An 18,768-nucleotide genomic window follows, 5' to 3' on the forward strand; every position below is an offset into this window, starting at 1 on the left:
TTTATAGTTGTAAAACGATACCAGCTAAGGCACATCCGCAAAGCAAGGCAATGGGATGAAGCTTAGGGAATTTACGGGACAAGCACAATACCACAAGGAACATGATAAGTGGTACATATTGAATTGTGTCTAGGAACGTTTGGAAATGAAATTCCTCATTTTTAAACATGGTTGTCATAAAGATTCCTAAGCCGGCAGATGCAATCATGGCAGTGACTGCCGGTCGTAAACCATAAAATGCATGTTGAATGATAGCACTATCTTTAAATTTCTTTAAAAAGTGTGCAATGATACAAATAATGATAATACTAGGTGCTACTAAAGCAAGCGTAGTTAAAATACCACCAAGTATGCTGTCAGTTACATGATATCCAACATAGGTTGCCATATTGACGCCCATTGCACCAGGTGTTGCTTCAGATACAGCAATCATATTTGCAAGCATTTCGCTGGTAAACCAATGATATTTGCCTATGAGTTCAAATAGAAAAGGAACCGTTGCCAGGCCTCCGCCTACAGCGAATAGACCGGTTTTGAAAAACTCAATTAACAACGCAAGATAAACACTCATGAGGATTTTACCTCCTTTTTGGCTTTATATAGCTGAATGCCAATACCGAGACAAGCAGCTGTAATGATGATTACAATAGTTGGTATCAACTGCAAAAATGCTAGTAATAAAGCCAGACAAAAAATCAAAGTACTTGTGAAATCTTTAACTCCGGACTTAAACAATTTGATAACGGCATTTAAAACCAATACACAAACAGCAACACGAATACCTCCAAGTGCATGCTGTACAATTGCTAAATCGGAAAAGTTCTGCAACAGCGAAGCAATTAATAAGATGATTACAATCGAAGGGAATATCACACCCAAAGTTGCAAAGATACCGCCGATAATGCCTTTTTTGTAATAGCCGATAAAGGTAGCGGTATTTACGGCAATGATGCCGGGTGTACATTGTCCTACGGCATAATAATCCATAATCTCTTCTTCTGTAGCCCAATGCTTTTTTTCAACAACTTCACGTTGAATAAGCGGTAGCATTGCATAGCCACCTCCAAACGTAAAGGCCCCAATTTTAGCAAAGGAGTAAAACAACTCCCAATATTCTTTCATATCGTTCACCTCAAATTCATACGAATTTCATTATACGAAATCAAAGCTCATTTGACAACTCATTCTGCATAAGAAAATACGAAATTGAAATAAAATACGAAAGGTTAACGCAAGGAGCAGAAATCATGAATGAAAAACGTAAAAATCACTACGACACGTTGAAGAAAACTGCTATAATGATGAAGAAGAAAAGGGGTTGAAGTTTTATGTTTGATGTACATCATCAGGTGTATGCATCCAATCGCTATCCGGTAATAGCGAAGAATGGGATGGTTTGTACAGGTCACAATTTAGCAAGTGCTGCTGGCTTAGAAATGTTGCGTAGAGGCGGGAATGCAATAGATGCAGCTATTGCGACAGCGGCTGCATTAACAGTCGTAGAACCAACAGCGAATGGATTAGGCTCAGATGCCTTTGCTATCGTATGGTTTAAAAATAAAATGTATGGTTTAAATTCTTCCGGCCGCTCACCACAAGGAATCACCATTGAAAAAGTGAAAGATCTGCATGGAAATATTTCACGCATGCCTACGGATGGATGGACACCAGTAACCGTACCTGGGGCAGTCAAAGCCTGGACAGAATTGCATGAGCGTTTTGGCGTTTTACCATTTAAAGAAGTATTAGAACCAGCTATTCGTTATGCAAGAGATGGGTTCCCCTTAACGCCAGAAATTTCTCGCATGTGGAAACAGGCATGTGAACGATTCAAAAGTCATAGAAATGAAGATGCTTTTCAAGAATGGTTTGCCACTTTTCATAAAGAAGGAGTATCACTAGAGCCTGGATCCATCATGGTGTTAAAACATCATGCGAGAAGTCTGCAAATGATTGCCGATTCAAAAGGGAAAGCCTTCTATGAAGGAGAATTAGCAAAAGCGATCGATGCTGACAGCAAAAAACATCATGGTTTTTTACGATATGAAGATTTAGCAGCACATGAGGTTCTTTGGCAAGAACCGTTGCATGTACATTATCATGATCATGATATATGGGAATTACCACCAAACGGTCAAGGTATCGTAGCCTTACATGCACTGAATACGTTAAAAGAATTTCATTTTGAAAAACGTGATGAGAAAATGTTCCATCATCAATTTGAAGCAATGAAAATGGCATTTGCCGATGGCATGGCGACGATCAGTGATCCTGTGGCTGCACATCCCGATGTCTTAAGAATGATTGATGCATCATTTGGTAAGATGAGGGCAAGTCAGATACAGGAGCAGGCGTTAATGCCGCAAGTAGCTATGCCTTATAAAAGTGGTACTGTCTATTTATGTACGGCTGATTGTGAGGGGAATATGGTGTCTTTCATCCAATCCAATTACATGGGCTTTGGCAGTGGAATCGTTGTCAAAGATACTGGTATCGCTTTACAAAATCGTGGCGCTGATTTTTCTTTATGTGAAACCGATGTCAATGTATTGCGGCCACAAAAACGAAGTTATCATACGATTATTCCCGGCTTTATTACACGAAATGGAAAAGCCTTAGGTCCATTTGGCGTTATGGGGGGCTATATGCAGCCGCAAGGACATGTACAAGTAGCAATGAATCTGATTGATTTTCATTTAAATCCACAAATGGCATTGGATGCGCCTCGTTGGCAATGGATCAAGGATAAAACTTTCCGGGTTGAAAAAAGCTTTGATGCTACGATCATTGACGCTCTGCGCAAACGTGGACACCAAATTTGTGTGGAAGAAGAGGTGTCAAGTTTTGGACGTGGACAAATGATTATGCGCATGGAGAATGGTGTGTATGTCGGTGGCTGTGAATCACGTACTGATAGCAATATTGCCTGCTATTAAAAAAGTATCGTACGATACTTTTTTATTTTAGATGCTGATAGAAGAAAATAGCCAGTTGTGTACGATCACGCAATCCTAATTTATCTAAAAGGTTACTTAAATAATTACGCACCGTACCTTCACTAAGAAACAAGGTCTCAGCAATTTCTTTATTATTCAATCCATTAGCTACTAAAGAAATAAACTGTTGCTCACGATCATTTAGATCATATTGCTCTTTTGCTGTATCTCTATTATTTAGTAAATCAGGTAATTTTTCAATAATTTCAGTATTAAAGACGTTTTGGTTAGCATAAACGGCTTCTAAAGCAGATACGATGCTATCAAAATTTTGTTTCAGAATATAGCCTTTCACACCTAGCTTTAAAGCTTTTACGATATATTCATCATCACTAAAGGTCGTCAGAAATAAAATACGCGCTTGTGGGAATTCTTTTAAAATAGCTTCACTAGCTTCTACGCCATTCATCTTTTCCATTCGGATATCCATTAACAATACATCGCTTTGATATTGTCGGTATAACGCTATTGCTTCCTCACCGCTATTCCCAATAGCATCTACTTGTATGTTTTTAGCTTCTAAAATAGTTTTTAATGAACTGCATACCAGTGCATCATCATCAACAATTAATATTCTCATGCGTTATTTCCTCCTTTGGCAAAGTAATAAAAAGACAAAATCCTTGTTCTGTTTGAATGTTTAAAAAGCCATGCATGGTTTCCACGCGTTCGCGGATGTTTTTTAAACCAATCCCCGTATCTTGTTTTTTGATAGAAGTCCCATTGTCGGTTAAGATAAGCTGATAAAACGTAGGTTGTTCTCGAAGAGTAACGGTAAAGACAGTTGCGTTGGAATGTTTCATGGTATTGTTCATACATTCTTTTACGATAGCTAAGATATGATAAATCATTTCTTGTGACATGGAATGTGTTACATCATATACGAAGTTTCCCTTACAAAAGGTGAAATTTTGTATCAGTGTTTGTAGTGCCGCTTGAAGATCCAATGCATCATCATGGAGATTATGAACGCTGCTTCGTATACTGTCCATGCCGGTAGATATGGTTGAGCGAAGATTTGTTAATGGTTCTTGCAACTCTTCTTGCGTAAAGATGGCTTGGATAGCGCCAATTTGTAACAAGGCACTGCTGAGAAGATGCCCCACATTGTCATGTATTTCACGAGCAATGCGATTGCGCTCATTTAAGGTGGCAATGCGTACTTCTTGTTCTTGTTGAATTAACAAATTTTTGTTTTTCTCACTTAAGATCATCGCTAGTTCACGTGATGTATCACGCTGTTTTTTATAATCCTGTTCCAATTGCTGCTGCGAAAGTGTTTGTTGTTTTAATAACAAAGAAAATAGCATGGCTAATAACCATAATAAATCAAATCCAAGATAATGAAAATTCAAATGAAAGATCATGGGTAACAAATAGAGCGATACGCATGGAATGTTTAATTCTTTTTGTTTCCATAGCGGAGCATTATAAAATAAAAGTGGGAGCGTATAAAAAAAAGCTCTATTCCATACAGTTAAAATCAAATAGCATAAACGTAATAAAGATGTCCATCTTTTATCTGAATATAAATAAGAGGTTGCCGCTAAAATGATAGCACAAAGAAGTGCTGTGGTTGTAGAAACATCAATCTCTTCAAATATGAGAAATAAAACAGATATAAAGAGTAGCAATAGATCGTTTAATAAGATATTCATGATGATCCTCCGATATACTATGATTTTAGCATGCTTTTTTATTAGTTACAAATGAAAATATGACATCTGTCATATGCGGTTGTGAAGATATACACTGTTTTTGCGCATGAAACTTTCGTATACTGTAGCTATGCAAAGGGAGGAATCACATATGATCATAGAAGTAAGAAACCTAGTAAAACGTTATAAGGATGTTATTGCGTTAGATCATTTTAATATGCAAGTAGAAGAAGGTGAAATTTTAGGGTTATTAGGCCCAAATGGCAGTGGTAAGACAACAGCTATTAACTGCATGCTATCTTTGTTGAGTTTTGATAAAGGTGAGATTAAAATTTTTGATAAAGAAATGACACCGGATGCTTATGATAGTAAAAAAGATATTGGTATCATTCCGCAAAATGTAGCAGTTTTTCATGAATTAAATGTCCAGGATAATGTTGATTATTTCTGTGGACTATATATACGTGATAAAGCAAAACGCAAAAAATTAGTTGATGAAGCGATTGCTTTTGTGGCGTTAGATGAATATCGTAAGTTTAAACCAGGAAAATTAAGTGGAGGATTATTACGGCGTTTGAATATTGCTTGTGGTATTGCACATAAGCCAAAGCTGATCTTTATGGATGAGCCGACCGTAGCCGTAGATCCTCAAAGTCGTAATGCTATCTTAGAAGGAATACGCCGCTTAAACAACGAAGGAGCGACAATCGTTTATACTTCTCATTATATGGAAGAGGTAGAAGAACTATGTAATCGTATCATCATTATGGATAAAGGCAAAATGATTGCCAGTGGCAGTAAGGAAGAATTAAAGGCGAATATCATGTTGAAAGAAAAAGTAGAAGTGGAACAGGTGACCATATCGCTAAGACAGATAGAAGAGATAAAGGGTATAGCAAATGTATACGATGTTTCTTATCATTCTCATACACTGCAGGTGAAATTTATGGAGGGTAAGCGGAATATGCTGAATCTGATGGATTATTTTGCTCAAGAGGATATCAGCTATGGAAAAGTTTATTCGCAAACACCAACGCTAAATGATGTTTTCCTGGAAATCACAGGCAAACAGTTGCGTGATTAGGAGGGAAGCTTATGTTGCATATCTTAAAATACCGGGCAAAGTGTATGTTCATGAATCGGCCTTTGATGTTTTGGACATTGCTTTTTCCACTTATCTTGACAACGCTATTTGGAGCGGTGTTGCGTCATGCATATGACCTAACAACATTTGAAACAATTTCCATTGCGATGATTGATAATACTGCTTATCAAAAGAATACCACCTTGCAAAAGACACTCAAATCCTTACGAATGGAAGATACACCAATGTTTAAGGTGCAGGAAGTCTCAACAAAAAAAGGAAAACAATTACTGCAAAAGGGCGATGTAGACGCGATGATCACGATTGGTGATGAAACAACCATCTTAGTTAAAGAAACCGGAATCAAACAGACGATGACACAAAATTTCTTTGATGAATATACCCAAAATGAACATATGGCCATGCAGCTGTTAGCAGCCGGCAGTACCCCAGAACAACTTATGCAGACGTTTACCAATACGCATGATTTTATCAAAACAAACAATGAGGAAAATACGAATCTATCCTGTATCTTCTTTTATACTTTATTAGCGATGAATGCATTATTTGGAGGCTATTGGGCAATTAATTCCATGTATTCCTTGCAGGCAAATCAAAGCACTACGGCTGCTCGTATAGCAATAGCACCAACACATAAAGGATTAAATTTGTTTATTGATCTCTTTTTAAACATTGTCTTTCAAATGACCATTCTAAGCATCGTTTTCTTCTATATGTATACGATCTTACAAGTGGATTTTGGTAACCAATTAGGTTTTGTTGTCTTGGCCATCTTTATGGGTGTTCTTGCCGGCAATGGTTTAGGACTGTTAATTGGAATTTTATTACCTCAAAAAGATATAGGAACCAAAACCGGTGTTTTGACCTCTATTACTATGTTGGGAAGTTTTCTGGCAGGTATGATGATGGTTCAGATGAAATATCTGGTTCAGGTACATGCTCCTATCTTGGCATATATTAATCCTGTTAACATGGTTACGGATGCCTTATATTCGTTATATTATTATGGAGTAGGTGAACGCTATTATCTGAATCTGTTTTCTTTATTGATATTCTCTCTGTTATGTTATCTCATCTGTTATCGTTCTTTGCGTAAAACACGCTATCAGAGTTTGGGGGTGCAGTAAATGAATATCGTGAAATTATACTTCAAAATCGTTTATGATAAAAAAACAAGCATTTTGACGTATCTGGTTATCTTTACGGTTGTTTTTGGTTTGTTTACAGCCTATATGCAAACGAATAATAGTATGCCAGACGCTTATGAGAGTGTGAAAACGAACATTGCCTTCATTGATCATGATCAATCTGCTGAAAGTGCCCTACTAAAGGAGTATCTGCATGAGAAGACAGAAATAAAGCAGGTAGGCAGCAGCACTTCTGAAATACAAGATGCTTTGTTTTATGATGAGGTAGATACGGTTGTGCAGGTGCCCAAGGGATTTGGTCATGCTTTTCGCAAAGGGAAAGAGAATTTGCTAGATGTTGCACAACGGCCTGACAGTGCGCAGGGAATGATGTTAAAACAACAGATGAATGCTTATTTGCAACGGGTGTACACATATCAAGCACAGTTTCCGAATGAAACCTTAACACAAATAAAACAACGCGCAGATGCAGATTTAAAAGTCAAAAGTAAAATGCAACTATCGAGTGGTGAACGCATAAATATGAATGTGGTCACAAGAGGCATGTACTTTAATTATATGTCTTATGTGTTATTGGCTATCATATTAATGGTTGTTGGTTTAACCATGCATAGTGTATATCGTTCAGAAATCTTGAAACGAAACAGTGTATCACCTACTTCCAGTTTGCATATGAATTCCTTTTTAGTGTTATCGAATATTTTGTTTGGTATTATAATATGGCTTATCATGATCGTTGTTATCTTTATCTTTAATGGAGATGTCATGATGAATACTAGTGGTATGTTATTGTTACTGAACTCATTACTATTTGCTATTATGACGGTAACATTAGCATTTATGTTTTCAGCGCTCACATGTACCGTGCGCTATGTGGAAGATGTGATGAATGGCATTAGCAATGTTGTATCGTTAGGGTTCAGTTTCCTAGGAGGAGCTTTTGTGCCCCAGCATTTGATTCCTAGTGGCATTCTCACGTTTGCGAAGCTATTACCTTCGTATTGGTATGTGAACTTAAATGATGCTTTAACTTCGCAAATGCAGGTGGATACAGGGACATGGACGAAAGTGTGGCAGACATATGGTGTCTTATCATTATTTGCTGTTACTTTCTTCCTAATTGGTCTTGTCATCATGCGTAAACATCGATCACAAGATGAGTTTGTTGATAATAATAAAGCATAAATGAGAAAACAGCCGTTGTAACAAGACACGGCTGTTTTCCATTCATCGTAAATCATATTATTTAAGAATCTAGATAAAGAAGAGCGATGAGAAGTATTTGAAATCAAGAGTAAAAACAAGAAACCTTTCAGTTTATTTACCTATATTGATGATGCGTTGTTTTAATTTGAAGTAATGGGAGAAGCGAAAGAAGAAATCCATAACAAATGGGATTGCGGCAATACCGCCGATTGTACAAAGGAATGGCAGATAGTCTAAGCGAACCAAGGAGAATAGGCTAGGGAAGAAGACAATGCCAAGGATAAAGAAGATGGACATTGAGGTAAAGATGATAAAACGTTTTCGTGTAAATGGAATACAGACACGATATAATACGATAATGCCATTTGCTCCCGTTAACAACACACACATCGTTGACATCTCATCTGGTGTAAGCGGCATGAGTAAAGATAGGATATTAACATAAATGATACTTAAGACAACACATAAAGCTCCTGGCAATGCGCGTCCTAAGACATTCAATAAAAAGTTACCTTTCACTTTGGCATGATTGGCTTCTAAAGCTAAGAAGAAAGAAGGGATCCCAATCGTCAAAGAAGAAATTAAGGTCAGTTGAATTGGTTCAAATGGATAACGTTGGATAAAGAACAGTGTCAGAATACTGAGGATGGTTGAAAAGGTCGTTTTTACTAGAAATAAGGATGCTGCACGTTGTATATTGTTAATGACACGTCTTCCTTCATCAACGATCACGGGCATATTAGCAAAATTATTATCAAGCAGAACAAGGTTGGCTATGTTTTTTGCTGCCTCACTACCTTGTGCTACGGAAATGCTACAGTCAGCTTCTTTTAACGCCATAACATCATTCACACCATCACCAATCATGGCAGTAACATGTCCTTGCTCTTTTAAAGCTTTGATCATCAGCTTTTTCTGCATCGGACTAACGCGTCCAAAAACCGTGTATGTTTTTACCGCATCAAATATCTCCTCATCCGACAAGGTAGATACATCAATATATTTATCATAGTTTTTTAAATGTGCCTTATGAGCAATTTCGTGAACAGTGCGCGGATCATCACCGCTGATAATCTTTACATCAACACCTTGTGAAAGAAAATAATCCAAAGTTTTTGGTGCTTCTTCACGAATCGGATCACTCAAGATAAGCAGTGCTATAATCGTATTATTTTTATCAATACGTTCTTCTTCAATGGCAACATCACTATGTGCCAACACTAAGACACGATTACCTAAACTTGCCTGTTCGGCTATTTCTTTTTGTAATGCAGCGTTTTGGTTTCCATTGACAAATTCATAGGCACCTAACACATATGTGCCATTTTCTTTAAATGTGACAGCACTCAGCTTACGTGCACTGGAAAAAGATAATTTTTCAATACATGTAAAGGTGTTACTTTTCCCTTTGATATATTTGCGAATTGCCATAGCAGTTGAATTGTCATCGTCTAAAACTTCCATCATATTTGCTAAAATATCTTCCGCAGCATAGGGATGCTTCGCATAGGGAATGATAGATTCTACGCGCATGTTACCCTCTGTAATGGTGCCAGTTTTGTCTAAACATAAGGTATCAACGCGAGCCAGTGTTTCTATGCAATACAATTCTTGTACTAAGGTCTTACGTTTTGCTAGATTTATAGAGCCAACAGCTAGGGCAACACTTGTCAAAAGTACTAAACCTTCTGGAATCATTCCTAATAATGCTGCCACAGTAGAAACAACGGCATCTGCAAACGGAGTTTTTGTGATAAACAATTGTTTGCTAAACAATAATATACCGATGGGGATAATGGCGATACCAATCGTTTTGATGATAAAGTTAATTGAATCACGAAGCTGCGATTTATGCTTTTTAAATGTCTTAGCATCTGCCATGATGGTTTGCGCATAATTGTCTTTGCCTACATGGTGTATTTGTACCTTTGCATTTCCACTAACGACAAAGCTTCCTGAATATAAGGAATCTCCAACATTCTTAAGGATAATATCTGATTCTCCGGTCACTAAGGATTCATTTACCTCTAATTTGCCTTCACGAATGATAGCATCCGCACACACTTGTGATCCAGTATGTAAATAGGTAATATCATCAAGCACCAGATCGTCCATATGCAATTCCTTCAATTCACCATCACGTAAAACACGAATATACGGTTGTGTGATTAAAGAAAGTTTATCCAAAACACGCTTGGCACGAATTTCTTGTAGAATCCCAATGACTAAATTAGAGAGAACTACACCGAGAAATAACAAATTTTTATAAGAACCGATGAAAATGATCATTCCGGCAAGTATCGCATTGATGAGATTGAAGAGGGTAAACAGGTTATCCTTAAAGATTTCCTGATAACTTTTAGTGATACGATCATTTTGTACATTTACATACCCTGCTGCAACACGTTTAGCAACTTGCTCATGAGAAAGACCATGTTGTAAATCGACGGTTTCTTCTGCATGCTTTACTTCTGTCATGCAATCACCTCGCTTATCATTATTATAACAAACTTCTTTTTAAAATACTCTTACGCTTTCGTAATTTTACCCGAACTTTTCATTAAGAAATCTAAAGAATAGCAAAATAAGACCATTCATATCAGTTTGTACATGCTTTTAAGACTTGTTGGGAAGGGGAAAAGCATGCTATACTAATCAAGCAAAAGATGTTATAGAAAGTAATGAATAATGGAGGAATGGTATGAGTATTGTGAATGTATCCCATGTATCTCATAGCTTTGGCGGGCGACAAATTTTAGAGGATGTATCATTTCGTTTGTTGAATGGAGAACATGTTGGATTAATTGGGGCAAATGGCGAAGGAAAATCAACCTTTTTGAATATCTTAACAGGCAAGCTAGTTCCTGAAGAGGGAACAGTAGAATGGTGCAATCGTATTACCGTAGGCTATTTGGATCAACATACGGTTTTAACAAAAGGGAAGAGCATACAGAATGTTTTACAGGATGCCTTTGCACATTTGTTTGATTTAGAGCAGGAAATGATGAACCTGTATGAAAAAATGAGCGATTGCAGCGATACAGAAATGGAAGCATATATGCAAGAAGTCGGTGAACTACAGGATATTTTAGAACATAGCGGTTTTTATATGATAGATACGAAGATTAATGAGGTTGCTCAAGGTCTGGGGTTAATGGATATCGGCTTAGAAAAAGATGTATCCATGTTATCTGGTGGTCAACGTTCTAAAGTCTTATTATGCAAATTATTGCTAGAAAATCCGATGATTCTAATTTTAGATGAACCAACCAATTATTTGGATGAAAATCACATACAATGGTTAACCAATTTTCTTTGCAATTATGAAAATGCCTTTATTTTAGTTTCTCATGATATACCATTCTTGAATCAGGTTGTCAATATTATCTATCATGTCGAAAATTGCGTTTTAACACGATATGTGGGGGATTATGACTATTTCCTTGAACAACATGCCTTAAAAAAACGGCAATTAGAAGCTGCTTATCGCAAGCAGCAAAAAGAAATTGAAGATCTTGAAGATTTCATTGCACGCAATAAAGCCAGAGTAGCAACTAGAAATATGGCACATTCGCGCCAGAAGAAATTAGATAAGATGGATATTATCACAAAGCCAAAAGAAAAGGTAAAACCGGTATTTGGTTTTCAACCATCACGTACCACTGGACGAATCGTTTTTGAAACAAATGCGTTGGTTATCGGTTATGGGGAACCATTATGTCGTCCGTTGCATCTAAACTTTGAACGTAATAAAAAAATCGCAATCAAGGGAGTCAATGGATTAGGCAAAACGACATTGTTAAAAACTTTATTAGGGTTACTACCGCCAGTATCAGGGAATGTAGAAGTAGATCCATTTGCGGAAATTGGCTTTTTTGAGCAGGAAGAAGTCGCTACAGGTATCAGTGCATTGGACTATTTTTGGCAAGAATATCCGGCATATACAAATGGAGAAGTACGTGCTGCTTTAGCTAAATGTGGTTTAACGACAGATCATATCGAATCTGGTATGTGTGTGTTAAGCGGTGGTGAACAAGCAAAGGTACGTCTGTGTATATTGATGAATCGTCCTTGTAATGTTTTGGTACTTGATGAGCCGACCAATCATTTGGATGTTGATGCAAAGGAAGAATTAAAACGTGCGTTAAAGGAATATCATCAAAGTGTTTTATTAGTTTCTCATGATCCAGATTTTTACGAAGATCTGGTAGATGAAGTTTGGAATTTGGAAGATTGGACAACGAAAATATTATAGATCATGGAAGTGACTTATTTGATGATGCAGCTTTAGATGGAAGCATGAAAATATATGAAAGAGGGATAACATGAGTGTTGATGTATGTTTGAAACAAAAAGGATTTTTCAAAAAGGCAATTTCATTATCAGATATTACGAATGGACAGTTTGCTTATGGTACTTCGGAAAGTTGGATATTAGTTCCTGATAAAATATCAAATGATATGATCTTATATGATCCAAAGCATATTGCCAGAGGTATTTCTCTTGTTTGGGATGAAAAGGATAGCGCTTGCCTAAGATTAAGTCTGTTGCTACCTACTTCGCGCGAAGAAGTGGATATGTTTTATGATATCATTGCGCGTATTGCAAAGCTTTGGAAATTAAAAAAATATGAGCAGGATGGTGTTGAACAGAAAATTAGTGATCTTGCTGATATGAGAGAAAATATTAAGATTTTTTCCAATGAGTGCCTGCGTGATTTTTTAGCTAAGCATACGGATGGCTGTTTCTTTAGCGCCTTACATCCAATATATTATGATGAACAAGATTTGGAAGAGATGCAAATCAATTTTGCTGCTTTTCTGCATCATCGCCAAAGCAGAGATTTATATTATGCTAGACCACATATTTATCAGAAAACAGATGGCGGCTATTTGGGTGTTTATACATTAACAAACGATGTAGATTCCATTCTTCCTTTAGAACCGATTGTTCCCTTTCATATGCGTGATGCAGAAACCAATGAGGAATTAGAAGTACATGAATGGTATTTATCCATGTATCATTATGAAGAAGAACGTTTTATGGGACAGCTTCCTTATGAAACAGCTGTTAAAGTACTTCAATTAGAAGAACAGGAACGCTATGATGCCAAGACGAGAGTGTTGTATGGCAAATCAGCTGAAGAAATGCAATCCCTTATTGATGCCTATGGTATTGCTATGAAAAGATAGTTACATTTAAAAAGTGGTATTTGAGAAGTTTGTACAAATATCACTTTTTTGACTTAAAAGTTTCGGAATGCTCAACATCATTTTCTTGTACTATCTCATGGGAAAAAGTAAAAGGTATGAGGTTTTATGAGAAAGTTATTAAAAAAAACGAAACCGTGAAAAGGCTCGTTTTACAACCATGATATCTTATTTTCTGTTCCGTTGGCTATTTTTTTAATATTAGAGCGATGACGATAAATCACCAAAATCGTCAATAACCAGCTGGCAATGATAATTTCAATACTACTATCAAATTGCCTATATGTAATGTAAAGACTACTGATAAGTGCAGCCACCATGCTAGACAACGATACCATTTTACTTAGATATAAAACAACAAGGAAAAAGAGAAAAGGAATGATGACATACCAAGCACTTTGAAAGGTAAAGATAGAAGTGCTTAATAAAAAGCCAAACATGGTTGCCACTGCCTTGCCACCACGAAATCCTGCAAAAATAGGATAACAATGTCCAAATGCAGCAGCAAAACCGGCCCAAATACTAGCTTCGCGATCGAAGTATGATACAATGCCAACCGCAACGACAACTTTTAGGACATCGCAAGCAATGACAGAGATGCCTGCTTTTTTACCAAGTACACGTCCTGCATTGGTACCACCTAAATTCCCACTACCATAGTTTCTTACATCTGTTTTATAAAAGAGTTTCCCAATAATCAAAGCAAATGGCAGGGAACCAAGCAAATATCCTAATAAAATATATAAGATCCAATACATATTCATAATGTCACCTCAATAACTTTCTATATGCGTTTATTTTATCATCATTTACGTTATGAGAAAAGAAAAAGCCGAAAATTAAACGACACTTTTTAAAAAATTCGTATATAATTAGAATGTTGTTTAGTAAATACCATGAGTTTTGTTTGCGTTCAGTATGAGAATTTGATAAACTAAACAAGGTAAATTTAAGAAATAAGAGAGGAAGAGGTGATTGTATGGCAGAGAAGACATATGATGGAAGCAGCATACAGATTCTGGATGGACTTGATGCCGTACGGAAACGTCCCGGTATGTACATAGGCTCTACGGATGGTAGAGGCTTGCATCATTTGGTTTGGGAAATTGTCGATAACTCCATTGATGAAGCATTAAACGGCTTTGGAGAAACTATAAAGATAACGATTGAAAAAGATGGTGTGATCTGTGTGGAAGATGAAGGTCGCGGTATGCCGGTAGATATGCATGTGAGCGGAGTACCTACCTTACAGGTCATCCATACTGTCTTGCACGCCGGTGGTAAATTTAGCTCACAGGGTGGCTATAAGACAAGTGGTGGTTTACATGGTGTAGGTGCCAGTGTAGTAAATGCATTATGTTCTTGGATGGAAGTCAGTGTTTATCGTGATGGCAAGATCTATCAGATGCGTTTTGAAGATGGCGGCAAGAAAATCGGAAAGCTAGAAGTAATTGGGAAAACGAATAAAACTGGCAGTAAAACACGTTTTATGCCAGATAAGAAAATTTTCTCGACAACGCGTTTCTCTTTTTCACAGATTGCCGAACGTGCACAAGAAGATGCGTTCCTTTTAGAAGGTCTACGTTTAGTGGTGAGAGATGAACGTGAAGGAAAAGAACGTGAAGAAGTCTATCATTATGAAGAAGGTCTGGTCGCTTTCATGGAATATTTACATGAAGATAAACAAACCTTCCATAAACCAGTTGCCTTTAGCGGAGAGGTGAATGGGATTAAGGTAGATTGTGCATTTCAATATACGGATGAATATCAGGAAAATATCTTTTCTTTTGTTAATATCGTGCGTACGAAGGATGGCGGTACCCATGAAACTGGGGCACGAAATGCCTTTACAAAAGTATTCAACGATTATGCAAGAAGAAATGGCTTATTAAAAGAAAAAGAAAAGAATTTTGAAGGCAGCGATGTTCGTGAGGGATTAACGATTATTTTATCTTTAGGCATACCGGAAAATCTGTTGCAGTTTGAGGGACAGACCAAAGGTAAATTAGGAACACCGGAGGCGAAAAATGCGGTAGATTCCATTGTCAGTGAGAAATTAAACTTTTTCTTAGAAGAAAATAAAGAACTAGCAACAACCTTGATCAAAAAAATGCAGCGTGCCAGCACAGCACGTGAAGCTGCTCGTAAGGCACGTGAGGATGCCCGTAAGGGAAAATCCAAAGGGAAGAGTGAAAAGATCCTTTCCGGTAAATTGGCCAGCGCACAATCCAAGGATGCTCGCAAAAAGGAATTATATCTGGTCGAAGGTGATTCTGCCGGAGGCAGTGCGAAGCAGGGAAGAGATTCCAAATATCAGGCAATCTTACCTTTACGAGGTAAGGTATTAAATACAGAAAAAGCAAGTATTACCAATATTGAAAAGAATGAAGAGTTAAATACGATCATTCATGCCTTAGGTGCCGGTGTGGGGGCAAATTTCCATGCGGAAGATTCCAATTATCATAAAGTTATCATCATGACCGATGCCGATGATGATGGTGCACATATTCAAATTTTGTTACTGACCTTCTTTTATCGCTATATGCGTGAATTGATTGAAAAAGGAATGGTATACATTGCCATGCCACCTTTATACAAATTACAAAAGGGAAAAGAAATGCGTTATGCATGGACAGATGAAGAATTAGATCAGCTGCGTAAGAACTTTCCCAAAGGCTATACATTACAGCGTTACAAAGGTCTTGGTGAGATGAATGCCGATCAGCTTTGGGATACGACCATGTGTCCGGAAACTAGAACGCTGATTCAGGTAAGCATTGAAGATGCGGTCGTAGCTGAAAAGCGCGTTTCCGTATTAATGGGAGATAAAGCAAATCTACGCCGTGACTGGATTGAGGAAAATGTTTCCTTTACCCTGGAAGATGATTATCAAGTGGAGGTGCATAACCGATGAAGAAAAAAACAGTAGAAGAAGCTGTTGATCATGCGAATGTTCTGACATCTCCTTTAGAAGAAATTATGGGGGATCGCTTTGGTCGCTATTCAAAATATATTATTCAGGAACGTGCTCTGCCAGATGCACGTGATGGCTTAAAACCTGTACAACGCAGGATTCTTTATGCTATGTTTGTGGACGGCAATACATGGGATAAGGCCTATCGAAAAAGTGCGAAGACCGTTGGTTTGGTTATTGGTAATTACCATCCTCATGGGGATTCTTCGGTATATGATGCGATGGTGCGCATGTCACAAGATTGGAAAATACGTACACCCCAGATTGATATGCAGGGGAACAATGGATCTATTGATGATGATCCGGCAGCGGCTATGCGTTATACCGAAGCGCGTTTAGGTAAGATCAGTGAATATCTGCTGCAAGATATTGATAAGGATACTGTTAGCTGGGCTCCTAATTTTGATGATACAGCAATGGAACCTACCGTATTGCCTGCTCGCTATCCCAACCTTTTAGTAAATGGGATTACTGGTATCGCAGCCGGTTATGCGACCAATATTCCACCTCATAACTTAGGAGAGTGTATTGATGCCAGCATATATCGCATTCAGCATCCAGATTGCACATTGGATGATTTGATGGAATTTGTACAAGGCCCTGATTTTCCTACCGGAGGTATCGTGCAGGGATTAGATGGTATCAAAGATGCCTTTACAAGTGGTAAAGGACGTATCATGGTGCGCAGTAAGGTATCAATAGAGCAAACAAAGACGGTACAGCAGATTGTTGTGCATGAAATTCCTTATGAAGTTGTCAAAAGCAACATGGTGAAAAAGATTGATGACATTCGATTGAATAAAAAAATTGATGGTATCTTAGATGTTCGTGATGAAAGTGATCGTAATGGATTACGAGTCGTCATTGATTTGAAAAAGGATGCCGATGCCCAGCTTATTTTGAATTATTTATATAAGAATACCGACCTTCAGGTATCGTATAACTATAATGTGATTGCCATAAAGGATAAACGTCCGGTTCAAATGGGCTTGGCAGCGATGCTAGATGCTTTTATTGCCCATCGCCGTGAAGTTATTTTACGGCGCAGTGCCTTTGATCTGGATAAAAAAGAAAAACGCTGTCATATCTTAGAGGGCTTAATCAAAGCAGTATCTATTTTAGATGAAATTATCGCCTTGATTCGCTCTAGTAAAGATAAAGCAGATTCCAAAGTAAAGATCATTGAAGCATTTGGTTTTAGTGAACCACAAGCGGAAGCAATTGTCACAATGCGCCTTTATCGCTTATCAAATACCGATATCACGCAGTTGCGTGAAGAATTTGCTAATTTGCAAGCGGAAATTAAAGAACTGCACGAAATTCTGGAAGATCCGAAAAAATTAAAGAAAGTGATGGTTGCGGAATTAAAAGAAGTGAAAAAAGCTTTCCCTACGCCACGTTTAACAAAAATCGAACATGAAATCGAGGAAATCGTCATTGATAAGGTTGCTATGATTCCTCAAGAACAAGTCATGTTCACAATTTCTCGCGATGGTTATGTGAAACGCGTGTCAATGCGCAGTTATGGTGCAGCAAATGATGCAATGACGGGCATTAAGGAAGGCGATCATTTGATTGGTTATGGAGAAGTGAATACGTTAGATAACATCCTCTTCTTTACCTCAAAGGGTACATATGGATATGTGCCGGTCTATGAAGTTGATGATGCGAAATGGAAAGAAATTGGTTCGCATATCAATTCAAAGATTAAAATAACATCGGATGAAAAAATAACAGATGCTTTCATTGTCAAAGATTTTAAAACAAATGCGTATATGCTTTCCATTACCCGCCATGGCTTGGTCAAGAAAACCGCAATTTGTGAATATGAGGTATCACGCAACAATAAAACCATGAGCAATATGAAGCTGTTGGAAGATGATGAAGTCGTACAGACATATGTAGCATATGAAGAAGATGAGATTTTGATTGCTTCCAAAAAAGGTTATATCACACGCTATCCAATCTCTTTGATACCGGCAACTTCACCACGTTCAAAGGGTGTAAAAGCGATGAATTTGGTTGAGGATGAAATTGCGAGTGCCCTGATTTATAACAATGATAATCGCCAGCTGGTTGTCTTTAGTGATGATTGTGCATGCAAACGTATGAAGCTGACAGATATCGATGTAACAGGGCGACCTACCAAAGGCAGTATGCTATGTAAAAAAGTAAAATCCAAACCATATCACATTGCTTATATCAGTCTACATGACTTAAATGATGAAATTGTGATTGCAAATAGTGAGATCCATAAGGTGGTTTCAAAGGACATTCCACTTATGGCAAAGGATGCAACGTTCTCTGCTATGTTAAAGGGAATTACGGATTTCTATTTGTTAAAAGAACTTCCTAAAGTAGAACTTCGTGAACTACCTAAACAGGAAGAAGTGGAAGAAGAAGATTTTGAAGCTTTATCACTGTTTGAATAAAGCATAAAAAAACGATTGGATATGTAAATACGAAGATTA

The 18,768-nt window shown here is 37.5% G+C and carries 14 protein-coding genes; 8 read left to right on the plus strand and 6 right to left on the minus strand.

From position 1 onward, the window contains the following. Position 1: 1 nt before the first annotated feature. Both EDD61_RS00260 and EDD61_RS00265 read right to left on the minus strand, forming a co-directional pair. Positions 2-571, minus strand: a complete 570-nt coding sequence (locus tag EDD61_RS00260; RefSeq protein WP_132223156.1) for a chromate transporter — start codon at positions 569-571, stop codon at positions 2-4. Further along, complete coding sequence (locus EDD61_RS00265) at positions 568-1,122, minus strand: chromate transporter (protein WP_132223159.1); 555 nt, start codon at positions 1,120-1,122, stop codon at positions 568-570. Before EDD61_RS00265 ends, EDD61_RS00260 begins: the two co-directional genes overlap by 4 nt. 206 nt (positions 1,123-1,328) lie before the next feature. Between EDD61_RS00265 and EDD61_RS00270 the strand changes: the two genes are divergently transcribed. Continuing rightward, complete coding sequence (locus tag EDD61_RS00270) at positions 1,329-2,936, plus strand: gamma-glutamyltransferase family protein (protein ID WP_132223162.1); 1,608 nt, start codon at positions 1,329-1,331, stop codon at positions 2,934-2,936. A gap of 22 nt (positions 2,937-2,958) precedes the next feature. Here EDD61_RS00270 and EDD61_RS00275 read toward each other — a convergent pair whose 3' ends face one another. Continuing rightward, positions 2,959-3,576 (minus strand): response regulator transcription factor, encoded by a 618-nt coding sequence (locus tag EDD61_RS00275; RefSeq protein ID WP_008688326.1) that lies wholly within the window; start codon positions 3,574-3,576, stop codon positions 2,959-2,961. Next, positions 3,557-4,654, minus strand: coding sequence for a sensor histidine kinase (locus tag EDD61_RS00280; RefSeq protein WP_132223165.1), 1,098 nt, complete (start codon positions 4,652-4,654; stop codon positions 3,557-3,559). Before EDD61_RS00280 ends, EDD61_RS00275 begins: the two co-directional genes overlap by 20 nt. A 151-nt stretch (positions 4,655-4,805) precedes the next feature. Between EDD61_RS00280 and EDD61_RS00285 the strand changes: the two genes are divergently transcribed. The 3 genes from EDD61_RS00285 to EDD61_RS00295 are packed head-to-tail and all read left to right on the plus strand — an operon-like array spanning position 4,806 to position 8,092. Then, entirely contained in the window at positions 4,806-5,738 is a 933-nt protein-coding gene (locus tag EDD61_RS00285) for an ABC transporter ATP-binding protein (RefSeq protein WP_008688329.1), read from the plus strand. An 11-nt stretch (positions 5,739-5,749) separates the two neighbouring features. Then, positions 5,750-6,886 (plus strand): ABC transporter permease, encoded by a 1,137-nt coding sequence (locus EDD61_RS00290; protein WP_008688332.1) that lies wholly within the window; start codon positions 5,750-5,752, stop codon positions 6,884-6,886. Continuing rightward, positions 6,887-8,092 carry an ABC transporter permease gene (locus tag EDD61_RS00295; protein WP_132223168.1) on the plus strand — a complete coding sequence of 402 codons (1,206 nt, stop codon included), beginning with the start codon at positions 6,887-6,889 and terminating at the stop codon, positions 8,090-8,092. Positions 8,093-8,224: 132 nt separating this feature from the next. Here the strand turns inward: EDD61_RS00295 and EDD61_RS00300 are convergent, their stop codons facing one another. After that, positions 8,225-10,591 (minus strand): HAD-IC family P-type ATPase, encoded by a 2,367-nt coding sequence (locus EDD61_RS00300; protein ID WP_008978427.1) that lies wholly within the window; start codon positions 10,589-10,591, stop codon positions 8,225-8,227. A gap of 223 nt (positions 10,592-10,814) precedes the next feature. On the opposite strand from EDD61_RS00300, the gene EDD61_RS00305 reads away from it, so the two are divergent. Both EDD61_RS00305 and EDD61_RS00310 read left to right on the plus strand, forming a co-directional pair. After that, positions 10,815-12,368 carry an ABC-F family ATP-binding cassette domain-containing protein gene (locus EDD61_RS00305; RefSeq protein ID WP_008688338.1) on the plus strand — a complete coding sequence of 518 codons (1,554 nt, stop codon included), beginning with the start codon at positions 10,815-10,817 and terminating at the stop codon, positions 12,366-12,368. A 70-nt stretch (positions 12,369-12,438) separates the two neighbouring features. Next, the gene (locus EDD61_RS00310) at positions 12,439-13,305 is read left to right on the plus strand and encodes a DUF4299 family protein (protein ID WP_132223171.1); all 867 of its coding nucleotides are present in this window, start codon (positions 12,439-12,441) and stop codon (positions 13,303-13,305) included. A 170-nt stretch (positions 13,306-13,475) separates the two neighbouring features. On the opposite strand, the gene plsY is transcribed toward EDD61_RS00310, so the two are convergent. Next, positions 13,476-14,087, minus strand: a complete 612-nt coding sequence (plsY, locus tag EDD61_RS00315) for a glycerol-3-phosphate 1-O-acyltransferase PlsY (protein ID WP_132223174.1) — start codon at positions 14,085-14,087, stop codon at positions 13,476-13,478. A 215-nt stretch (positions 14,088-14,302) separates the two neighbouring features. Here plsY and parE point away from each other — a divergent pair, with 215 nt between their 5' ends. Both parE and parC read left to right on the plus strand, forming a co-directional pair. Beyond that, on the plus strand, positions 14,303-16,237 hold the full coding sequence (gene parE / locus EDD61_RS00320) for a DNA topoisomerase IV subunit B (RefSeq protein ID WP_008978424.1): 1,935 nt from the start codon (positions 14,303-14,305) through the stop codon (positions 16,235-16,237). Further along, positions 16,234-18,729: a DNA topoisomerase IV subunit A gene (gene parC / locus EDD61_RS00325; protein ID WP_132223177.1), complete on the plus strand. Its 2,496-nt coding sequence runs from the start codon at positions 16,234-16,236 to the stop codon at positions 18,727-18,729. The genes parE and parC overlap by 4 nt, the downstream gene beginning before the upstream one ends. Positions 18,730-18,768 lie beyond the last annotated feature (39 nt).

Origin of the sequence: Longicatena caecimuris, assembly GCF_004341945.1 — a bacterium.
Lineage (GTDB): Bacteria > Bacillota_I > Bacilli_A > Erysipelotrichales > Erysipelotrichaceae > Longicatena > Longicatena caecimuris.